The organism is Ewingella americana ATCC 33852 (genome assembly GCF_000735345.1).
In the GTDB taxonomy this organism is placed as follows: Bacteria; Pseudomonadota; Gammaproteobacteria; order Enterobacterales; family Enterobacteriaceae; genus Ewingella; species Ewingella americana.
The window spans coordinates 116,036-131,136 of the sequence record NZ_JMPJ01000065.1; the positions used below are offsets into that span (position 1 = coordinate 116,036).

Annotated in this window: 15 protein-coding genes; 12 read left to right on the plus strand and 3 right to left on the minus strand. The window is 55.4% G+C overall.

Annotated elements, in window-relative coordinates; all coding sequences use genetic code 11:
• The first annotated feature begins 99 nt into the window (after positions 1-99).
• The 6 genes from GEAM_RS14900 (at position 100) to GEAM_RS14925 (ending at position 4,379) form a co-directional block, all read left to right on the plus strand.
• Positions 100-453: a type II toxin-antitoxin system HicB family antitoxin gene (locus tag GEAM_RS14900; RefSeq protein ID WP_244956643.1), complete on the plus strand. Its 354-nt coding sequence runs from the start codon at positions 100-102 to the stop codon at positions 451-453.
• A gap of 166 nt (positions 454-619) precedes the next feature.
• Positions 620-1,438: a gamma-glutamyl-gamma-aminobutyrate hydrolase family protein gene (locus GEAM_RS14905; protein WP_034792920.1), complete on the plus strand. Its 819-nt coding sequence runs from the start codon at positions 620-622 to the stop codon at positions 1,436-1,438.
• The gene (locus GEAM_RS14910; RefSeq protein WP_034792921.1) at positions 1,435-1,968 is read left to right on the plus strand and encodes a M15 family metallopeptidase; all 534 of its coding nucleotides are present in this window, start codon (positions 1,435-1,437) and stop codon (positions 1,966-1,968) included. The genes GEAM_RS14905 and GEAM_RS14910 overlap by 4 nt, the downstream gene beginning before the upstream one ends.
• Positions 1,969-2,091: 123 nt before the next feature.
• Positions 2,092-2,859, plus strand: coding sequence for a basic amino acid ABC transporter substrate-binding protein (locus GEAM_RS14915; protein WP_034792922.1), 768 nt, complete (start codon positions 2,092-2,094; stop codon positions 2,857-2,859).
• A gap of 46 nt (positions 2,860-2,905) precedes the next feature.
• The gene (locus tag GEAM_RS14920) at positions 2,906-3,670 is read left to right on the plus strand and encodes an amino acid ABC transporter permease (protein WP_034792923.1); all 765 of its coding nucleotides are present in this window, start codon (positions 2,906-2,908) and stop codon (positions 3,668-3,670) included.
• Positions 3,657-4,379 (plus strand): amino acid ABC transporter ATP-binding protein, encoded by a 723-nt coding sequence (locus tag GEAM_RS14925; RefSeq protein ID WP_034792924.1) that lies wholly within the window; start codon positions 3,657-3,659, stop codon positions 4,377-4,379. Before GEAM_RS14920 ends, GEAM_RS14925 begins: the two co-directional genes overlap by 14 nt.
• 50 nt (positions 4,380-4,429) lie before the next feature.
• Here the strand turns inward: GEAM_RS14925 and GEAM_RS14930 are convergent, their stop codons facing one another.
• The gene (locus tag GEAM_RS14930; protein WP_034792925.1) at positions 4,430-5,077 is read right to left on the minus strand and encodes an L-fuculose-phosphate aldolase; all 648 of its coding nucleotides are present in this window, start codon (positions 5,075-5,077) and stop codon (positions 4,430-4,432) included.
• A 271-nt stretch (positions 5,078-5,348) separates the two neighbouring features.
• Between GEAM_RS14930 and fucR the strand changes: the two genes are divergently transcribed.
• Entirely contained in the window at positions 5,349-6,050 is a 702-nt protein-coding gene (gene fucR / locus GEAM_RS14935) for an L-fucose operon activator (RefSeq protein ID WP_034792926.1), read from the plus strand.
• On the opposite strand, the gene fucK is transcribed toward fucR, so the two are convergent.
• Positions 6,051-7,451, minus strand: a complete 1,401-nt coding sequence (gene fucK / locus GEAM_RS14940) for an L-fuculokinase (RefSeq protein WP_034792928.1) — start codon at positions 7,449-7,451, stop codon at positions 6,051-6,053.
• Positions 7,452-7,730: 279 nt separating this feature from the next.
• On the opposite strand from fucK, the gene GEAM_RS14945 reads away from it, so the two are divergent.
• From GEAM_RS14945 to dld, 3 genes are all read left to right on the plus strand, one after another.
• The gene (locus GEAM_RS14945) at positions 7,731-8,672 is read left to right on the plus strand and encodes a LysR family transcriptional regulator (RefSeq protein WP_034792930.1); all 942 of its coding nucleotides are present in this window, start codon (positions 7,731-7,733) and stop codon (positions 8,670-8,672) included.
• A gap of 115 nt (positions 8,673-8,787) precedes the next feature.
• Positions 8,788-9,633, plus strand: coding sequence for an oxidoreductase (locus GEAM_RS14950; protein WP_034792932.1), 846 nt, complete (start codon positions 8,788-8,790; stop codon positions 9,631-9,633).
• A gap of 134 nt (positions 9,634-9,767) precedes the next feature.
• Positions 9,768-11,459: a D-lactate dehydrogenase gene (gene dld, locus GEAM_RS14955; RefSeq protein ID WP_034792934.1), complete on the plus strand. Its 1,692-nt coding sequence runs from the start codon at positions 9,768-9,770 to the stop codon at positions 11,457-11,459.
• 35 nt (positions 11,460-11,494) lie between these two features.
• On the opposite strand, the gene GEAM_RS14960 is transcribed toward dld, so the two are convergent.
• Positions 11,495-12,514: a sensor domain-containing diguanylate cyclase gene (locus tag GEAM_RS14960; RefSeq protein WP_034792936.1), complete on the minus strand. Its 1,020-nt coding sequence runs from the start codon at positions 12,512-12,514 to the stop codon at positions 11,495-11,497.
• Positions 12,515-12,751: 237 nt separating this feature from the next.
• On the opposite strand from GEAM_RS14960, the gene GEAM_RS14965 reads away from it, so the two are divergent.
• Positions 12,752-14,383 carry a sensor histidine kinase gene (locus GEAM_RS14965; RefSeq protein ID WP_034792937.1) on the plus strand — a complete coding sequence of 544 codons (1,632 nt, stop codon included), beginning with the start codon at positions 12,752-12,754 and terminating at the stop codon, positions 14,381-14,383.
• On the plus strand, positions 14,380-15,099 hold the full coding sequence (dcuR, locus tag GEAM_RS14970) for a two-component system response regulator DcuR (protein ID WP_034792939.1): 720 nt from the start codon (positions 14,380-14,382) through the stop codon (positions 15,097-15,099). Before GEAM_RS14965 ends, dcuR begins: the two co-directional genes overlap by 4 nt.
• The last annotated feature ends 2 nt before the right edge of the window (positions 15,100-15,101 follow it).

The following is a 15,101-nucleotide window of genomic DNA, read 5'->3' on the forward strand; positions in this document are numbered from 1 at the left end:
CCGATGACACCATTTTGTGACACTAAAACAGCTTGTCGTAGTGTCATTTTTTGGTATCATCATTGTATGAAAATCATGCCAAGAATTAGGGTTTAAACCATGATGCGCAATACCATTAAAATTGACGGAGTCACGGCTGTCATCACTTTTGATCCGGACATTGAAATGTTTCGCGGAGAGTTTTTAAACCTTAACGGCGGTGCCGATTTTTATGCCGACAGTGTTGAGCAGCTGAAGAAAGAAGGGGCTATTTCCCTGAAGGTGTTTTTCGACGTCTGCAAAGAGAAAGAGATCAATCCGTTTAAATCCTTCAGTGGCAAAGTCACCACCCGACTGTCTCCGGCCTACCATGAAGCGCTGGTTATTGCTTCACAGGCTACAGGTCATTCGATTAATGATCTGCTGAATGAGGGCACCCAGTTGGTGCTGAAGAGATATGAGTATGTAATCTAAACCAACCTTTCCAGCCAGCGTAACGCACCCATTACAGCGCTGAATATCAAATAACAAAAACATTGATAATTTGTATTGTTTCACTCGCCGCCCTGTTGATATGTTGAAGGAAAGTGTTTTTCTCATCATTCTAATTTGAGTTAATAACAGAACTCGGCGGAGAGCTATGAGCGCGAATTTTCCCTCTAAACCGGTTATTGGTGTGACGCTTGATAGTGAAGAGGCTGGAGGCTATGCCGATTTTCCGTGGTATGCGCTGCGGCAAAATTATATGGCGAGTCTGGCTTCTCACGGCGCGGTTCCTTTGGCGCTCCCTCATCACGGCGAATTGGCTGAAGAGTATTTGTCACTTTGCGACGCCATCGTGGTGACCGGCGGCGCGTTTGATGTCTCCCCCGCCCTGTTTAATGAGCAGCAGTCGAGCGACCAGATTCGCCTCAAACCTGCCAGAACCGAGTTCGAAATCGCCATTATCCAAGGGGCAATGCGCCGCAATATGCCCTTGCTGGGTATTTGTGGCGGGCAGCAGCTGTTGGCGGTATTGACCGGCGGTACCCTGCATCAGCATATCCCCGACGCCCTACCTGACGCCCTCGAGCACAGCACCACGGTCGATACCGAGAATGCGGGCGGCAAAAAGCGCGCGCGCCATCAGGTTGAGATTGTAGCTGACACCCTGCTTGCCCGCTGCGTGAAGGCTGCACGCTATGAGGTCAATAGCTCCCACCATCAGGCGGTGAAAAGCGTCGGCGAAGGTTGCCGCGTCAACGCCTTCGCGCCGGACGGGGTTATCGAAGGGATTGAGTGCGAAGGCTACGATTTTTGCCTCGGCGTGCAGTGGCACCCGGAGTATCAGCAACATGAGCAGGACCAGCAACTGTTAGCCGCCTTCGTCAGCGCCGCCACCCACTACCAGCAGACCATGCGCAGCAGCGGTCGGGCGATGGCCTTGGCGATGAACCGTCTGGGCAAGGCTGACGAATGAGCCATTCGCCGTCTGCCGCCACCACCGAGGCGCTCCGTGCGTTGGGCATTGACCCGCAGGTGATTGCTCACCGCACATTGCCGTTTTTCGAGGATGTTGATCCCAGCCATCTGGTGATTGCCGAGACGGACGAAACTGGCAAAGCCCATCGGCTGACGGCCCCCGCCGCCGATGCTTGGCTGACAATGAAACGCGCCGCCGCGCAGGATGGCGTGGAGATCCTATTGGTTTCGGCATGGCGCGATTTGGCTTATCAATCCGGGCTGATTGAGCAGAAGCTGCAAGCCGGACTGTCAGCCGAGAAGATTTTTAGCTCGCTGGCCCCGCCCGGCTGTAGCGAGCACCACACCGGCCGCGCGGTGGATATCAATACTCCCGACTGCGACGAAGTGACCGGCGTTTTCGGCGAAACCGAGGCTTTCCGCTGGCTGAGCGACAATGCATCACGCTTTGGCTTCACCCTCTCCTTCCCGCCGAATAACCCTTGGGGCTTTATTTACGAACCTTGGCATTGGTGCTGGAACCCTTAATCCACCTCGCTTCCCAGCCACTTATTACACAAAACTCCGTTGTTTTTAGTTGAAGCTATTCGTCAATTTATGTATTTTTATGCAAGTTAAGTGCATAAAACAACAAACACAACTGGAGTTACCATGTTTAAGTCCTTTATTCTCGCCGGGTGCCTGCTTTCCTCTCTCGCCACTTCCGCTTTCGCGGCACAGCAAACCTACGTGGTTGGCTCGGGTGGTACTTACCGTCCGTTCGAATATGAAAACAACCAGAAAGAGCTGGAAGGCTTTGATATTGATATCATTAAAGCCATCGCTAAGGCTGAGAACTTCAACGTTAAACTGGTTAACACGCCGTGGGAAGGTATCTTCGCGACGCTGAACTCTGGCGACCGTGACATCATCATTTCCGGCATCACTATCACTGACAAACGCCAGCAGATGGTTGATTTCTCCACCCCTTACTTCCCAGCCGAGCAGTCCATCGTGGTGCCAGCGGACTCTAAAGTGGACTCCGTCGCCGCCTTGAAAGGCCAGAAAGTGGGCGTGGTTAACTCCAGCACCGGCGACATCGTGGTGTCTGATGAACTGGGCAAGAACAGCACAGATATCAAACGTTTCGACAACACTCCACTGATGCTGCAAGAGCTGTCTGAAGACGGTATCGGCGCGGCGGTTGGCGACGTTGGCGTGGTGAAGTACTACATCAAATCCCATCCTGAGAAAGCGCTGAAGCTGGTTCCGGACAGCAAATTCCAGCGTCAGTACTTCGGCATCGCGGTGGCCAAAGGTAACACCGAGCTGCTGGGCAAAATCAACGCGGGTCTGAAAACCATCGTGGCTGACGGTACCTACGCCAAGATTTACGCCAACTGGTTCGATAACAACGTACCAACCCTGCCAACTAAGTAATTACGCATAAAATGGGGGCCAGCTCGGCCCCCAATCAAGGAAAAGCATGACCGGATTTCGTTGGGAGATCATCTCCGAATACGCCCCGCTGTTTGTTCAGGGCGCGTTGATGACCATCAAATGCACCATTATTTGCGTTATTTTGGGCACGACTTGGGGCCTGTTATTGGGTCTGGGTCGTATGGCCCGCGCCGATGATGGTCCGTGGAAACTCATTTTGCGCTTCGCGGTCCAGTGGCCGGTGCGCGTTTACGTCAGCGCATTTCGCGGTACGCCGCTGTTTGTGCAAATCATGGTGGTGCATTTCGCGCTGGTGCCGCTGTTTATCAACCCGCGTGACGGCATTTTAGTCGCCAACGGCCTGATGTCCGCCGACTTCGCTCGCTCCCTGCGTTCGGATTACGGCGCGTTCCTCTCATGCGTGGTGGCTATCACCCTGAACGCCGGTGCCTACGTGTCGGAGATTTTCCGCGCAGGTATTCAGTCAATCGACAACGGCCAGATGGAAGCGTCCCGCGCGCTCGGCATGGGCTGGGGCAAAACCATGCGCAAAGTGATTTTGCCGCAGGCGTTTCGCCGCATTCTGCCGCCGCTGGGCAACAACGCCATCGCCATCGTCAAAGATTCCTCGCTGGCCTCGGCTATCGGGCTGGCCGACTTGGCCTACGCCGCGCGTACCGTTTCCGGCGCTTATGCCACCTATTGGGAACCCTACCTGACCATCTCGCTGGTCTACTGGGTACTGACGTTCCTGCTGTCGCTGCTGGTTCAACACATGGAAAAGAGGTTCGGCAAAAGTGATTCACGTTAAGGATTTACAGAAGCAGTTTGGCGAAACTCACGTCTTGCGCGGCATCTCTTGCGATATCGCGGAGAAGGAAGTGGTCTGCGTGATTGGCCCCTCCGGCTCGGGCAAAAGTACTTTCCTGCGCTGCCTGAACGCGCTGGAGAAGCCAAACGGCGGCGAAGTGGTGGTTAACGGCTTTGCGGTGCATGACCCGAAAACCAATCTGAACACGCTGCGTTCCGGCGTCGGCATGGTGTTCCAGCGCTTCAACCTATTCCCACACATGACGGTGCTGGAAAACCTGACCATGGCACCTATGTCATTGAAAGGTTTGTCGAAAGCCGAAGCCGTGTCGCGCGCTGAAAAGCTGCTGCAAAAGGTGGGACTGATCGACAAAATCGACGCGTGGCCCTCCAGCCTGTCTGGCGGTCAGCAGCAGCGCGTGGCGATTGCTCGCGCACTGGCGATGGAACCGGCGTTGATTCTGTTTGATGAGCCGACCTCGGCGCTGGACCCGGAATTGGTCGGCGAAGTGCTGGCAGTAATGAAACAGCTGGCGCTGGAAGGCATGACGATGGTTATCGTTACCCACGAGATGGGCTTTGCCCGCGAAGTGGCCGACCGCGTGGTGTTTATCGATCAGGGTGTTATCCAAGAGCAAGGCACGCCGGAGCAGTTGTTTACCAATCCAACCAATCCGCGTACCAAGTCATTCTTGAGTAAAGTGCTGTAATAACAGCCGATATTGGAAAGGGCACCTCAGGTGCCCTTTTTTATTGCACCTCAGGCCACGTCGCTCAGGCCATAGCCGTGGAATTTGCGCAGCACTTCATCAATGGCTTCATCACTTAGCAAAGGCACCTCTGGCGTGACGGCCAGCGTCAGCAGATAGAGCCTCGCCAGCACCTCCACCTCTTGCGCCAGCCACAGCGCTTTTTCCAAGGTTTTCCCGCAGGTTATCATGCCGTGATGCTGCAACAGTGTGGCTTTATAGCCGGTCAGCGCCGTCACCGCGTGGTCCGACAGCGCCTGTGTGCCATAGGTCGCGTAGCCCGCGCAGGGGATCTTCTTACCGCCCGCAGCTGCCACCATGTAGTGGATCGCCGGGATCTCTCGATTCAGAATCGCTACCGCCGTGGCGTGTACCGCGTGGTTGTGCAGCACTACGTTTTCCGCCGGTTTGGCTTGCAGAATGGCCAGATGGAAACGCCATTCGCTGGAGGGCGTTTTGCCCGCTTCGGCATTGCCCTGTCCGTCGACAAACACGATGTCATCTTCGCTCAACTGCTCGTAAGGCACGCTGGTCGGGGTGATGAGCATGCCGTCGCCAAAGCGAACGCTGATATTCCCCGAGGTGCCTTGGTTCAGGCCCATGCGGCTCATTTCCAGACAGGTGTCGATTATCTGGCGTGCAATAACGGTTCTTTCCATTGTGATGTCCTCGGCGCGGCAAACTGTGGTGTAGTGACGTTTTGCCTATCTTCTGGTGGCTATTCGGCTGGCAACAGTTGGCGGCGTGGATGTGTGACCGCCTTCAAAATATCGCGGAAAAAAGCGCGTTTTCACCCTCGGCCCAACGCCTCGCCAACGCCCGTTTTCAGCGCCTTTTCAGCAAACGGGCAGTCGGCGCATCCTTGACTTGGCAGGCTGAAAAATGCCATGTATTGAGCCGCCGAATGTCGGATAAAAGGTTGGAGTGAAGATGAATAAACAGGCTCGGCTGGATGAAATTGTTGCCTTGCTCAAAGGCAATGCCTCGTTGCGGGTGAATGACCTCGCCGAGGCGCTGAAGGTCAGCAAAGAGACGCTGCGCCGGGATCTGAAGTATCTGCAACTCAAGGGCCTGCTGGTGAGGGAGTATGGCAAAGCCAAAAGCCTGAAACGCCCCTCCGATGACCCGAGCGTGGCCTTCGAGTCGCGCTCGAAAAGCCACGCCCAGCGCAAAAGCCTGCTGGCAGAGAAAGTCATAGAGTGGATAACGCCGGGGATGTGCATCGCCCTAGATGCCAGCTCGACCTGCTGGCATCTGGCGAAAAAACTGCTCGACCAGCCGCTGACGGTGTACACCAACAGCTACCGGATTTGCCACGAATTGGAGAAGAAAACCCAGATTGAGATTTTATGCTCTGGCGGCACGCTGGACCGTAAATTCGCCAGCTATATCAATGACTCGCCGCTGCACATGGTGCGCAACCTCGACATCGATTTATTCATTTTTTCCTGCGACGGCGTGGATGCCGACGGCAATATCTGGGACACGGATAATGGCAACACGCTGTTTAAGAAATTTATGCTGAAGAAGAGTCTGCAAAGCATTTTGCTGGTGGATTCCAGCAAAATTGAGCGTAGTAGTGAGGTGATTATCGGGCAGGTTTCAGCCGTGACCACGGTTATCCGCCAATAGCTAACGGGGATAATAGGTGTCGTAGTCGAAGCTGACCTGCTGGCGCGCCTCGTCGGCCGAGCCATAAACCCCAATACCTGCCCACGCGAACATCGCCGCTCCCGACACCGTGGTTTCTGCTTTCGCCAGCACCTTCACGGGCAGTTGCAAGGTGTCGGCTTTTATCTGGTTCCACAGGGCGTTGCGGCTGCCTCCGCCGACCAAAACCAGCTCCTGCGTTTTGAACCCAGCCACCTGCTCCAGCATCGCCAACTGCTCGCGCAGGCGCACGGATAACGCCTCCAGCGCCGAGCGATAGAGATGCCCGCGCTGGGTGGAGAGGGTTACGCCTTGCCACCCAGCCTGTTTGTCGCCCATCAGGTCGCTGCGCATGGTCACCCCTTCACTGCCCGCCGGAATGCGCCCGGCTTCTAGGAGCATCTGTTCATAAACCTGCGGCGCAGGCACCTCAGGCCAATAGAGTTTGCGGATCCACTCCAGCACGCCTGAGGCCAGATATTGGCAGCCCGGATTGAAGTAGCCACGGGCGCTGTCCAGCTCGCAGGTTGCCGCGTGGTGTGTTTGCAGCAGGTCGGTGTTGATGCTGGCCGTGCGCACCATCAAAATCTCCCAAGTGCCGGATGACAGCACCGGCTGGTTGATGCCCACGCCCGAGCCGTAAAGCGCAAACTGCGTATCATGGCCGGTTGAAATCACCGGAATGCCCGGCTTCAAACCCAGCCGCGCCGCCATCTGCGGCTGCAATTCACCGATTTTATCTCCAGCATTAATCATGCGAGGGAACAGCGAAGCGTCTATGCCCACCAGCTTCAGCAGCCGCTCGCTGAACACTTCCTGAGTGACGTCCAGCAGTTGGCTGGTGCCCGCCATGGTTCTTTCGGTGGTCATTTCGCCGGTCAGCTGGAAGCTAATCAGCGACGACATAAACAGCCACGCATGGGCGCGGTCGAGCAAGTCTGGAGCATTTTCGCGCAGCCAAATCAGCTTATACAGCGTGTTGAAGCTGTAAGGCGCGATGCCGGTAATGGCCTTGAGTTCGGCGGCGGGAAGGTATTTTTCGATGTTATTCATCACGGCTTCGGTGCGCGGGCATTTCCAGCTGATCACCGGGTAAATCAGCTCTCCTTGGCTGTCCACCAGCGCGCCGTCCACGCCAAAGGCCGTGACGGTCAGGGCGCGAACCTGATGGTCGGGCAGCTTCGCCACCAACGACTGGCAGCAGCTTTCGAGGCTTTGCATAATCCTCGCCAGCGGCCAAATGTGCCACAGCGGGTTTTCTGCCGAGTTCAGCGTAAAATTTTGCTCGTGGGCGCTGGCCAATACGTTGCCTTGGCTATCAATCGCCATCGCGCGAATATTGGTGGCTCCGCAGTCCAGAACAATCACAATCTCGTTTTGCATCTTCTCCCCTCACCTCGGCACATCCTCTACAGGGATGGTTATCACTTCGTGGAAGATTGGAAAGAGGCATCCCGCTCCATTGGGGAATTGCGCAGTTAATCTGTGAAAAGGATCACTAAAAACCGTCATTTAGCGGCAAATTCGTCCCGCTCGTTCTGCCCGTTTTCAGGCGATGGCGGGCAAGCGGGCAGTGTCGCGCAATATGCTCAAGGGAGGGCTGTAATGAAGCCTGCGCCAGCGATATAGTAGCCGCCGGGCAAGAGAGTCAAAGGAACCAACATGCGGCAAAATCAGTTAGACGGCATCGTCTCATTTATCGTGGTGGCGGAAGAGTGCAGCTTCTCTGCGGCGGCGGCGCGCCTTGGCATTTCGCCCTCTGCCGTCAGCCAGTCAATCCGCACACTCGAGCAACGACTGGGCGCGACGCTGTTCAACCGCACGACGCGTAGCGTGTCGCTGACCGACGCCGGGAAGCAGTTTATGGAGCGCGCCCTGCCCTGCGTGCAAGAGTTGGTGTCAGCCAGCGAAGAGCTTGGGCAGTCTGGCGAGACGCCGACCGGGCTGCTGCGCATTAACATTCCCCGCAGCGCCCACCTGATTTTGCTTCAACCGATTTTGCGCCGCTTTCTCGACGCTTGGCCGGGTATTCAGTTGGAAGTGATGGTCGAGAACGCGCTGGTGGATATCGTCGGCCGCGCCTTCGATGCCGGAATTCGTTTTGGCGAAATGGTGGATAAAGACATGGTGGCCGTGCCGCTCGGGCCGCCGCTAAAAACCTATATTGTCGCCACGCCGGAGTACCTTGAGCGCCACGGCATGCCCGACAAGCCTACTGACCTGCTGCGCCACGACTGCATCGTTTTCCGCCATAACACCAGCGGCCAGCGCGAACGCTGGAGCCTAAGCAAAGATGGCGAAGAGCTGACGCTGCCGGTCAATGGCCGCTTTATTATCAATGATTCGCTGGCGATGATGCAGGCCACGCTCGACGGCGTCGGCATCTCATGGATGGTCAGCGGCTATGTGGAAAATCTGATTGCCGAGGGGCGATTGATTTCAATCCTTCCCGACTGGTGCCCGCAGGTGCCGGGTTTCTGCCTCTATTACCCTGATCGCCGCCAGATATCATTGAAACTGCGCGTGTTTATCGACTTCTTAAAACAAGAGCTGGCGACTTCCGGCTCAACCATCGCTCGAGACAGCTTCGCCCACCAGTTCTGATTGTGAAGTTTCTCTTCATGACTCGACAACTTTTATACGGATTATCGCGCCGCGACCTGAGGAGTAGCCTGTAGCTGATTCTACAGGCATCCCTTCTGATAAATAAGGTCGCAAAATGGCAGATTCATCTTCCGCAAAAACGCTTCTGATCACCGGTGTTTCCTCTGGGTTTGGCCGTGCCTTGGCCGAGCAGGCGCTTAAAGAGGGTCACAGAGTGGTGGGCACACTGCGTAACGCGCAGGACACTCAGGCGTTCGAACAACTCAAACCGGGCAGCGCCTTCGGCTATGTGCTTGATGTCACTCACAATGAACTGATCCCCGCCACCATCGCCGATATCGAAGCCGAGGTCGGGTCGATTGACGTGCTGGTGAACAACGCCGGTTATGGCTATGAGGGCGTGGTGGAAGAAGCCTCGCTGGACGCCGTGCGCCAGCAGTTTGAAGTCAACGTGTTTGGTGCGGTGGCGATGATTCAGGGCGTGCTGCCTTACATGCGTAAGCGCCGCGCCGGGCATATTCTCAATATCACCTCGATGGGCGGCATCATCACCCTGCCGGGGCTGGGCATCTATCACGGCAGCAAATTCGCGCTGGAAGGTATCTCGGAAAGTTTGGCCAAAGAGGTCAAAGGCTTGGGCATTCACGTCACCGCCGTGGAGCCGGGTGGTTTTCGCACCGACTGGGCGGGTCGCTCGATGACCCGCGGCGAGCGCAGCATCAGCGACTACGATGACGTGTTCGAGCCGCTGCGCCAGCGCCGTCAGGAGTACAGCGGCAAACAGTTGGGTGACCCCGTCAAGGCCGCGCAGGTGATGCTGAAGCTGATCGCCACGCAAAACCCGCCGATGCACCTGCTGCTGGGCAGCGATGCAATCAAGCTGGTTGGCGAAAAGCTGGCATTCTTACAGCAGGAGTTCAGCGAGTGGGAAGCCGTTTCGCGCTCGACCGATTTCCAATAATCAGTGACTGACTCCCTTCGACAAGAGGCTCCCCGAGCCTCTTTTTTTAGCTCATTTTCTTGGCTGACTTTCACATGCAATCTGTTCATAAATTGATAAAGTAGGAAGAAAACCAACTAAAACGAGCCCTTACCATGAACACCCCTCTGATAAACCAGTTAAAAGATGTGGTTGGACATAGCCATGTGCTGACCAAAGCCAATGACAAAGTGCCCTACACCAAAGGATTTCGCGTCGGCAAAGGCGAGGCGCTAGCCGTCGCGCTGCCAAGCTCACTGATGGAGATGTGGCAGTTGCTGAAAGTCTGCGTCGCCCATGACGTGATCATTCTGATGCAAGCCTCCAACACCGGCGTGACCGGCGGTTCGACGCCGGACGGCAATGATTATGACCGCGACATCGTGATCATCAGCACCCGCAAGATTAATGGTTTGCACCTGCTGGATGACGCCAATCAGGTGCTGGCCTTCCCCGGCACGACCCTCACCGAGCTGGAAAATGCCCTAAAACCTTTCCACCGCGAGCCGCATTCGGTGATTGGCTCCTCCTGCATCGGCGCGTCGGTGATTGGCGGCATCTGCAATAACTCTGGCGGTTCGCTTATTCGCCGTGGGCCAGCTTTTACTGAGAAATCGCTGTATGCCGCCATTGATGAACAGGGCCAGCTGCAGCTGATTAACCATCTGGGCATTGAGTTGGGCGAAACGCCCGAAGAGATCCTCGGTAATCTGGTCAGCAAAGACTACACCACCGGCGACGCAGCGGACTGGCAGGGGCGGATCTGGGCCGATGATTATGAGAAAAAGCTGCGCAATGTTGATTCCGACCAGCCGACGCGCTACAACGGCAACCCTGAATATCTGCATGAAAGTGCCGGCTCCAGCGGCAAGCTGGCGGTGTTCTCAGTGCGCCTGCCGACCTTTGAAAGCAGCCGTGGCACCACCACGTTTTACATCGGCGCCAATGATGAAACCGAGCTGGTGGAGCTGCGCCGCTTCTTGCTCAAGAACCTACAAGCCTCGCCGTTGCAGGCCGAATACATTCACCGTCAGGCGTTCGATTTAACCATTCGCTATGCCAAGCACGTCTATAAAGCCATCAGTAAACAGGGCGCGGCGAAGATCCCCGAGATGTTCGCGCAGAAAAACCAGATTGATAAAATCGTTCGCGCCATCCCGATCCTGCCCAACCACGCCTTTGACAGCCTGATTCAAATCTATAACCGATTCACGCCCGACGGCGTCGAGCCGCGCATCATGGATTTCCACCACCAGTTTGAGCATCACCTGATGCTGAAAACCGAGCAAAAAGACGCGCAGGAGCTGAAAACGCTTTTGCAGAATTTCTTTGCCAGCCGACAGGGTAAATTCTTTGAATGCAGCAGCGCCGAAGAGAAGAATGCGTTTTTGATTCGCTTCGGCGTCGGGGGTTGTACGGTCTACTATTGCGAAGGCAAGGGGCTGGACATCAACCAGCGGCTGGTGGCGTTCGACGTGGCTTTGCGCTCTAACGACCCGGAATGGCGGCTGAAATTACCGGCCCATTTACAGCAGCAGGTGCTGCTCGAGTCGTGCTGCGGCCACTTCTTCTGCTTTGTTAACCATCAGGATTATATTCTGAAGCCCGGCTACGACCCGACGGCTTTCAAACACGGCGTGCTGGAATATATCGAAACGCGCGGCGCGAAATACCCGGCCGAGCACAATGTCGGCCACCAGTACCACGCCTCGCCGGACTACGAGCAGCATATGCATCGCCTCGACCCAACCAACAGCTTCAACGCCGGGGTGGGCAAAACCAGTAAGAACAAGTTCTGGCGGGTTTAAGGCTGTAAAAAAGCTGTGAAAGAAGGCTGTGGGGACTAGGCCACGCGCCATCTTCTGCGGCGGTTTTTCTCTTCATACATTTGGGCGTCGGCTTCGCGCAGCGCCATGTCCGGCGTGGTGTCCGTTGGGTTAATGGCCACCGCGCCGATGCTTGGCCCGGCGTAGTCGATCAGACAAGACTGCAACTGATACTCGCCGGTCAGCAGCTCGGACAGGCGGGTTTTGAACGCCAGCGCCGCCTGTTGTGCTTCGCTAAACTCTGCAGGCCCTGCTCCGGCGACAATAAACTCGTCGCCTCCCACGCGGGCAATCACTTCATCGGCACGCACGCCCTCTTTCAGCTTCTGCCCAACAGCCACCAGAAAATCATCCCCCACTTCGTGGCCGTGGACGTCATTAATTTCTTTGAAATCATCCAGATCGGCGAAAGCGATCAGCACATAGCGCGAATTGGCGTGAGCCTGTGAGAACAGGGTTGGCAGCTGATTGAACAGCGAGCGGCGATTCGGCAAGCCGGTGAGTTCATCGGTATAGCTGGCGGTGGTCAGCGCGTCGTTGGCGAGCTGCAGCTTCTTCAGCAACTGCTCGCTCTGGATCTGCTGTGCAATCAGGTTGGCGAACAGCTGAAGCACCTGCTCGCTGCGCTCGGATAATTCGCGGTGTTCAGAGCTGGCGGCACAGAGCGTGCCATAGAGTGAACCGTCGGCCAGCGTCACCGGCGTGCTGACATAAGTGGTGATCCCCAGCGCTTTCGCGGCTTCTGAATCGCCCCACACTCCGGCCACGTCACAGGTGTAGCGGCGACCTTCGTCCAGCGCGCGCTTGCACAATGTGTCTCCCCAAGGCACTGACAGCCCCTCAGGAATGTGCATATTGCTGCCGTTACGGGAAAAAAGAATGTGCTGCTGCGCACCATCTTCATCAATACGGGTCAGGTAGGTGGACTCCATATTGGTCACCAGCTCAAGCATCTCCAGCAACTGCCGAACCAGTCCTTCGAGCGTATATTCTGCTTCTAACGCTGTGGAAATGCGTTCGAGAAGATTATCTGTCATATGTCATGAAACCTTTGGTGGAGATAGTCGAGCGGGTGCGAATTTTGAAAGCGAACGTTTTAACATAAATTACTCTCCCTCGACACGGGAGTTGTGTAAAAAATCGTCGTTTAGCTATCAAGTGTGAAAGCGCGGCGTTCAGTTTGCGGCAATAGAGTAACAAGCTAGACTCTCGGCTGACAAACGTGGACCATAAGCTATCACCTATGGTTAACGACACTTTTCCTTGAGACTTCAATGAGCGACACCAAACAACCCTTTGCCACGCGCAAACGCCCCATGAAACTGATGACCTCGGTCATTTTGATGATTGGCGCAGTGATCCTCTCCGTCCTGCTGGTTGTGCATTTGCTCTATCTTATTCAGGTCAGCGACACCACCCGCGACGGCGTGAAAGAGAAGGCGCTGGCCGTGGCCCGAACGCTGGCCGACCTGCCGGAAATCAAGCGCGGGCTGACGCAGCCTTCTGACAGCGGCATCATTCAGCCCATTGCCGACGCGGCGCAGAAGAGAAATGACCTGCTGTTCGTGGTAGTGACCAACATGAGCGGCATTCGCTTCTCACATCCGAATAAAGAGGTGATCAGCCGCCGCTTTATTGGTGATGATATCAATCCGGCCCTGCAAGGCCGAGAGAATGTGGCGATCAACCACGGGGTGTTGGTGGAGGCACTGCGCGTGTTTACGCCGATTTATGATGAACAGCACAAGCAAATTGGCGTGGTGGCGATTGGCATTTCCCTCAGCAAAGTGACCGAGCAAATCAATAAGAGCCGCTGGAGCATTTTGTGGACCGTGCTGTTTGGTACTTTGGTCGGCGCGCTGGGCACTTTTGCCTTGGTGAAGATGCTCAAACGCATCTTGTTCGGGCTTGAACCTTATGAAATATCAACGCTTTTTGAGCAGCGACAGGCGATGTTGCAGTCGATCAAAGAGGGGGTGATTGCCGTCGACCAAGACGCGCGGGTGACGCTGATTAATCAGGAAGCGCGCCACCTGTTTGGCGAAACCGCGCCCGAGTTTTCGATTAATGTCGAGAACATCGGCGGCTCGCAGCCCCTGATCCATAACCTCAACGACGTGCTCCAAACCGGGGTGCCGCGTCAGGATGAAGAGATCAACGTTAAAGGCCGTTTACTGCTGAGTAACACCGTGCCGGTGCGCAGCAATGGGGTGATTATCGGCGCTATCTGTACCTTCAGGGATAAGACCGAAGTCAGCCAGTTGATGCAGCGCCTGAGCGGCATGGTAAACTACGCCGATTCGCTGCGAGAGCGCTCGCACGAATTTATGAATAAGCTGCATGTGATCCTCGGGTTACTGCATATGAAGAGCTATACGCAGCTTGAGGATTACATTCTCAAAACGGCCAACAATTATCAGACAGAAATTGGCTCGTTGCTGTTAAAAATCAAATCACCTGTTATTGCCGGTTTCTTGTTAAGCAAGATGAAACGTGCCACGGATATGCACCATCAGCTGACGCTCAGCGATGACAGCCTGCTGCCCGACAATGCCAATGAAGATCAGGTGGCGGCGCTGATCACCGCGCTAGGTAATTTGATTGAGAATGCGCTGGACGCTCTGGGCCAGCAGCCGAACGGAGAGATAAGCGTGTTGCTGCATTACCAGAATGGCTGGCTCGCTGGCGTGGTCAGCGATGACGGCCCCGGCATTCCGCCTGAGCATATTGATGCTATTTTTGAGAAAGGGTTTTCGTCAAAAGGTGAAGAGCGCGGCGTCGGGTTGTCTCTGGCGAAGCAGCAAATTGAGAACCTCGGCGGAAGCATAAGCGTTGAGTCAGAACCTGATGTATACACCCAATTTTTTGTACAACTCCCGTGGGATAGTGAGAGGAAACCGGCATGATCAATGTGCTGATAGTCGATGATGATGCCATGGTTGCAGAGCTTAACCGCTGTTATGTGACTCAGATTGAAGGGTTTACATGCACTGGCGTGGCCTCAACCTTACAACAAGCCAAAGATCTGGTGTTGAATTCTCAACATCCTATCGACCTTATTTTGCTTGATGTTTATATGCAGCAGGAGAACGGGCTGGACTTACTGCCGGTGCTGCGCGATGCCGGTCGCCCAATCGACGTGATTGTTATCTCTTCCGCCGCCGATGCCGCCACCATTAAGAAGTCGCTGAACTATGGCGTGGTGGATTACCTGATCAAGCCTTTCCAGTTCCCGCGTTTTGAAGAGGCGCTGACCCACTGGCAGCAGAAGAAAACGCTGATGGACCATCATCAGTACTATGAGCAATCTGACGTGGATCGCCTGATACACGGCGAGCCGCAGACCACGTCTGACAATAAAAAGCTGCCGAAAGGCTTAACGCCGCAGACCCTGCGCACCCTGTGCCAGTGGATTGATGCCCATCCTGACACCGAGTTCTCCACCGATGAACTGGCGCACTCGGTGAATATCTCGCGCGTTTCCTGCCGTAAGTACCTGATTTGGCTGGCTGACAGCCATATCCTGTTCACCAGCATTCATTACGGTGTGACGGGAAGGCCGGTCTATCGCTATCGGCTGCAAGAAGATCATCACGCCCTGTTGAAACAGTACTGCCAGTAAGC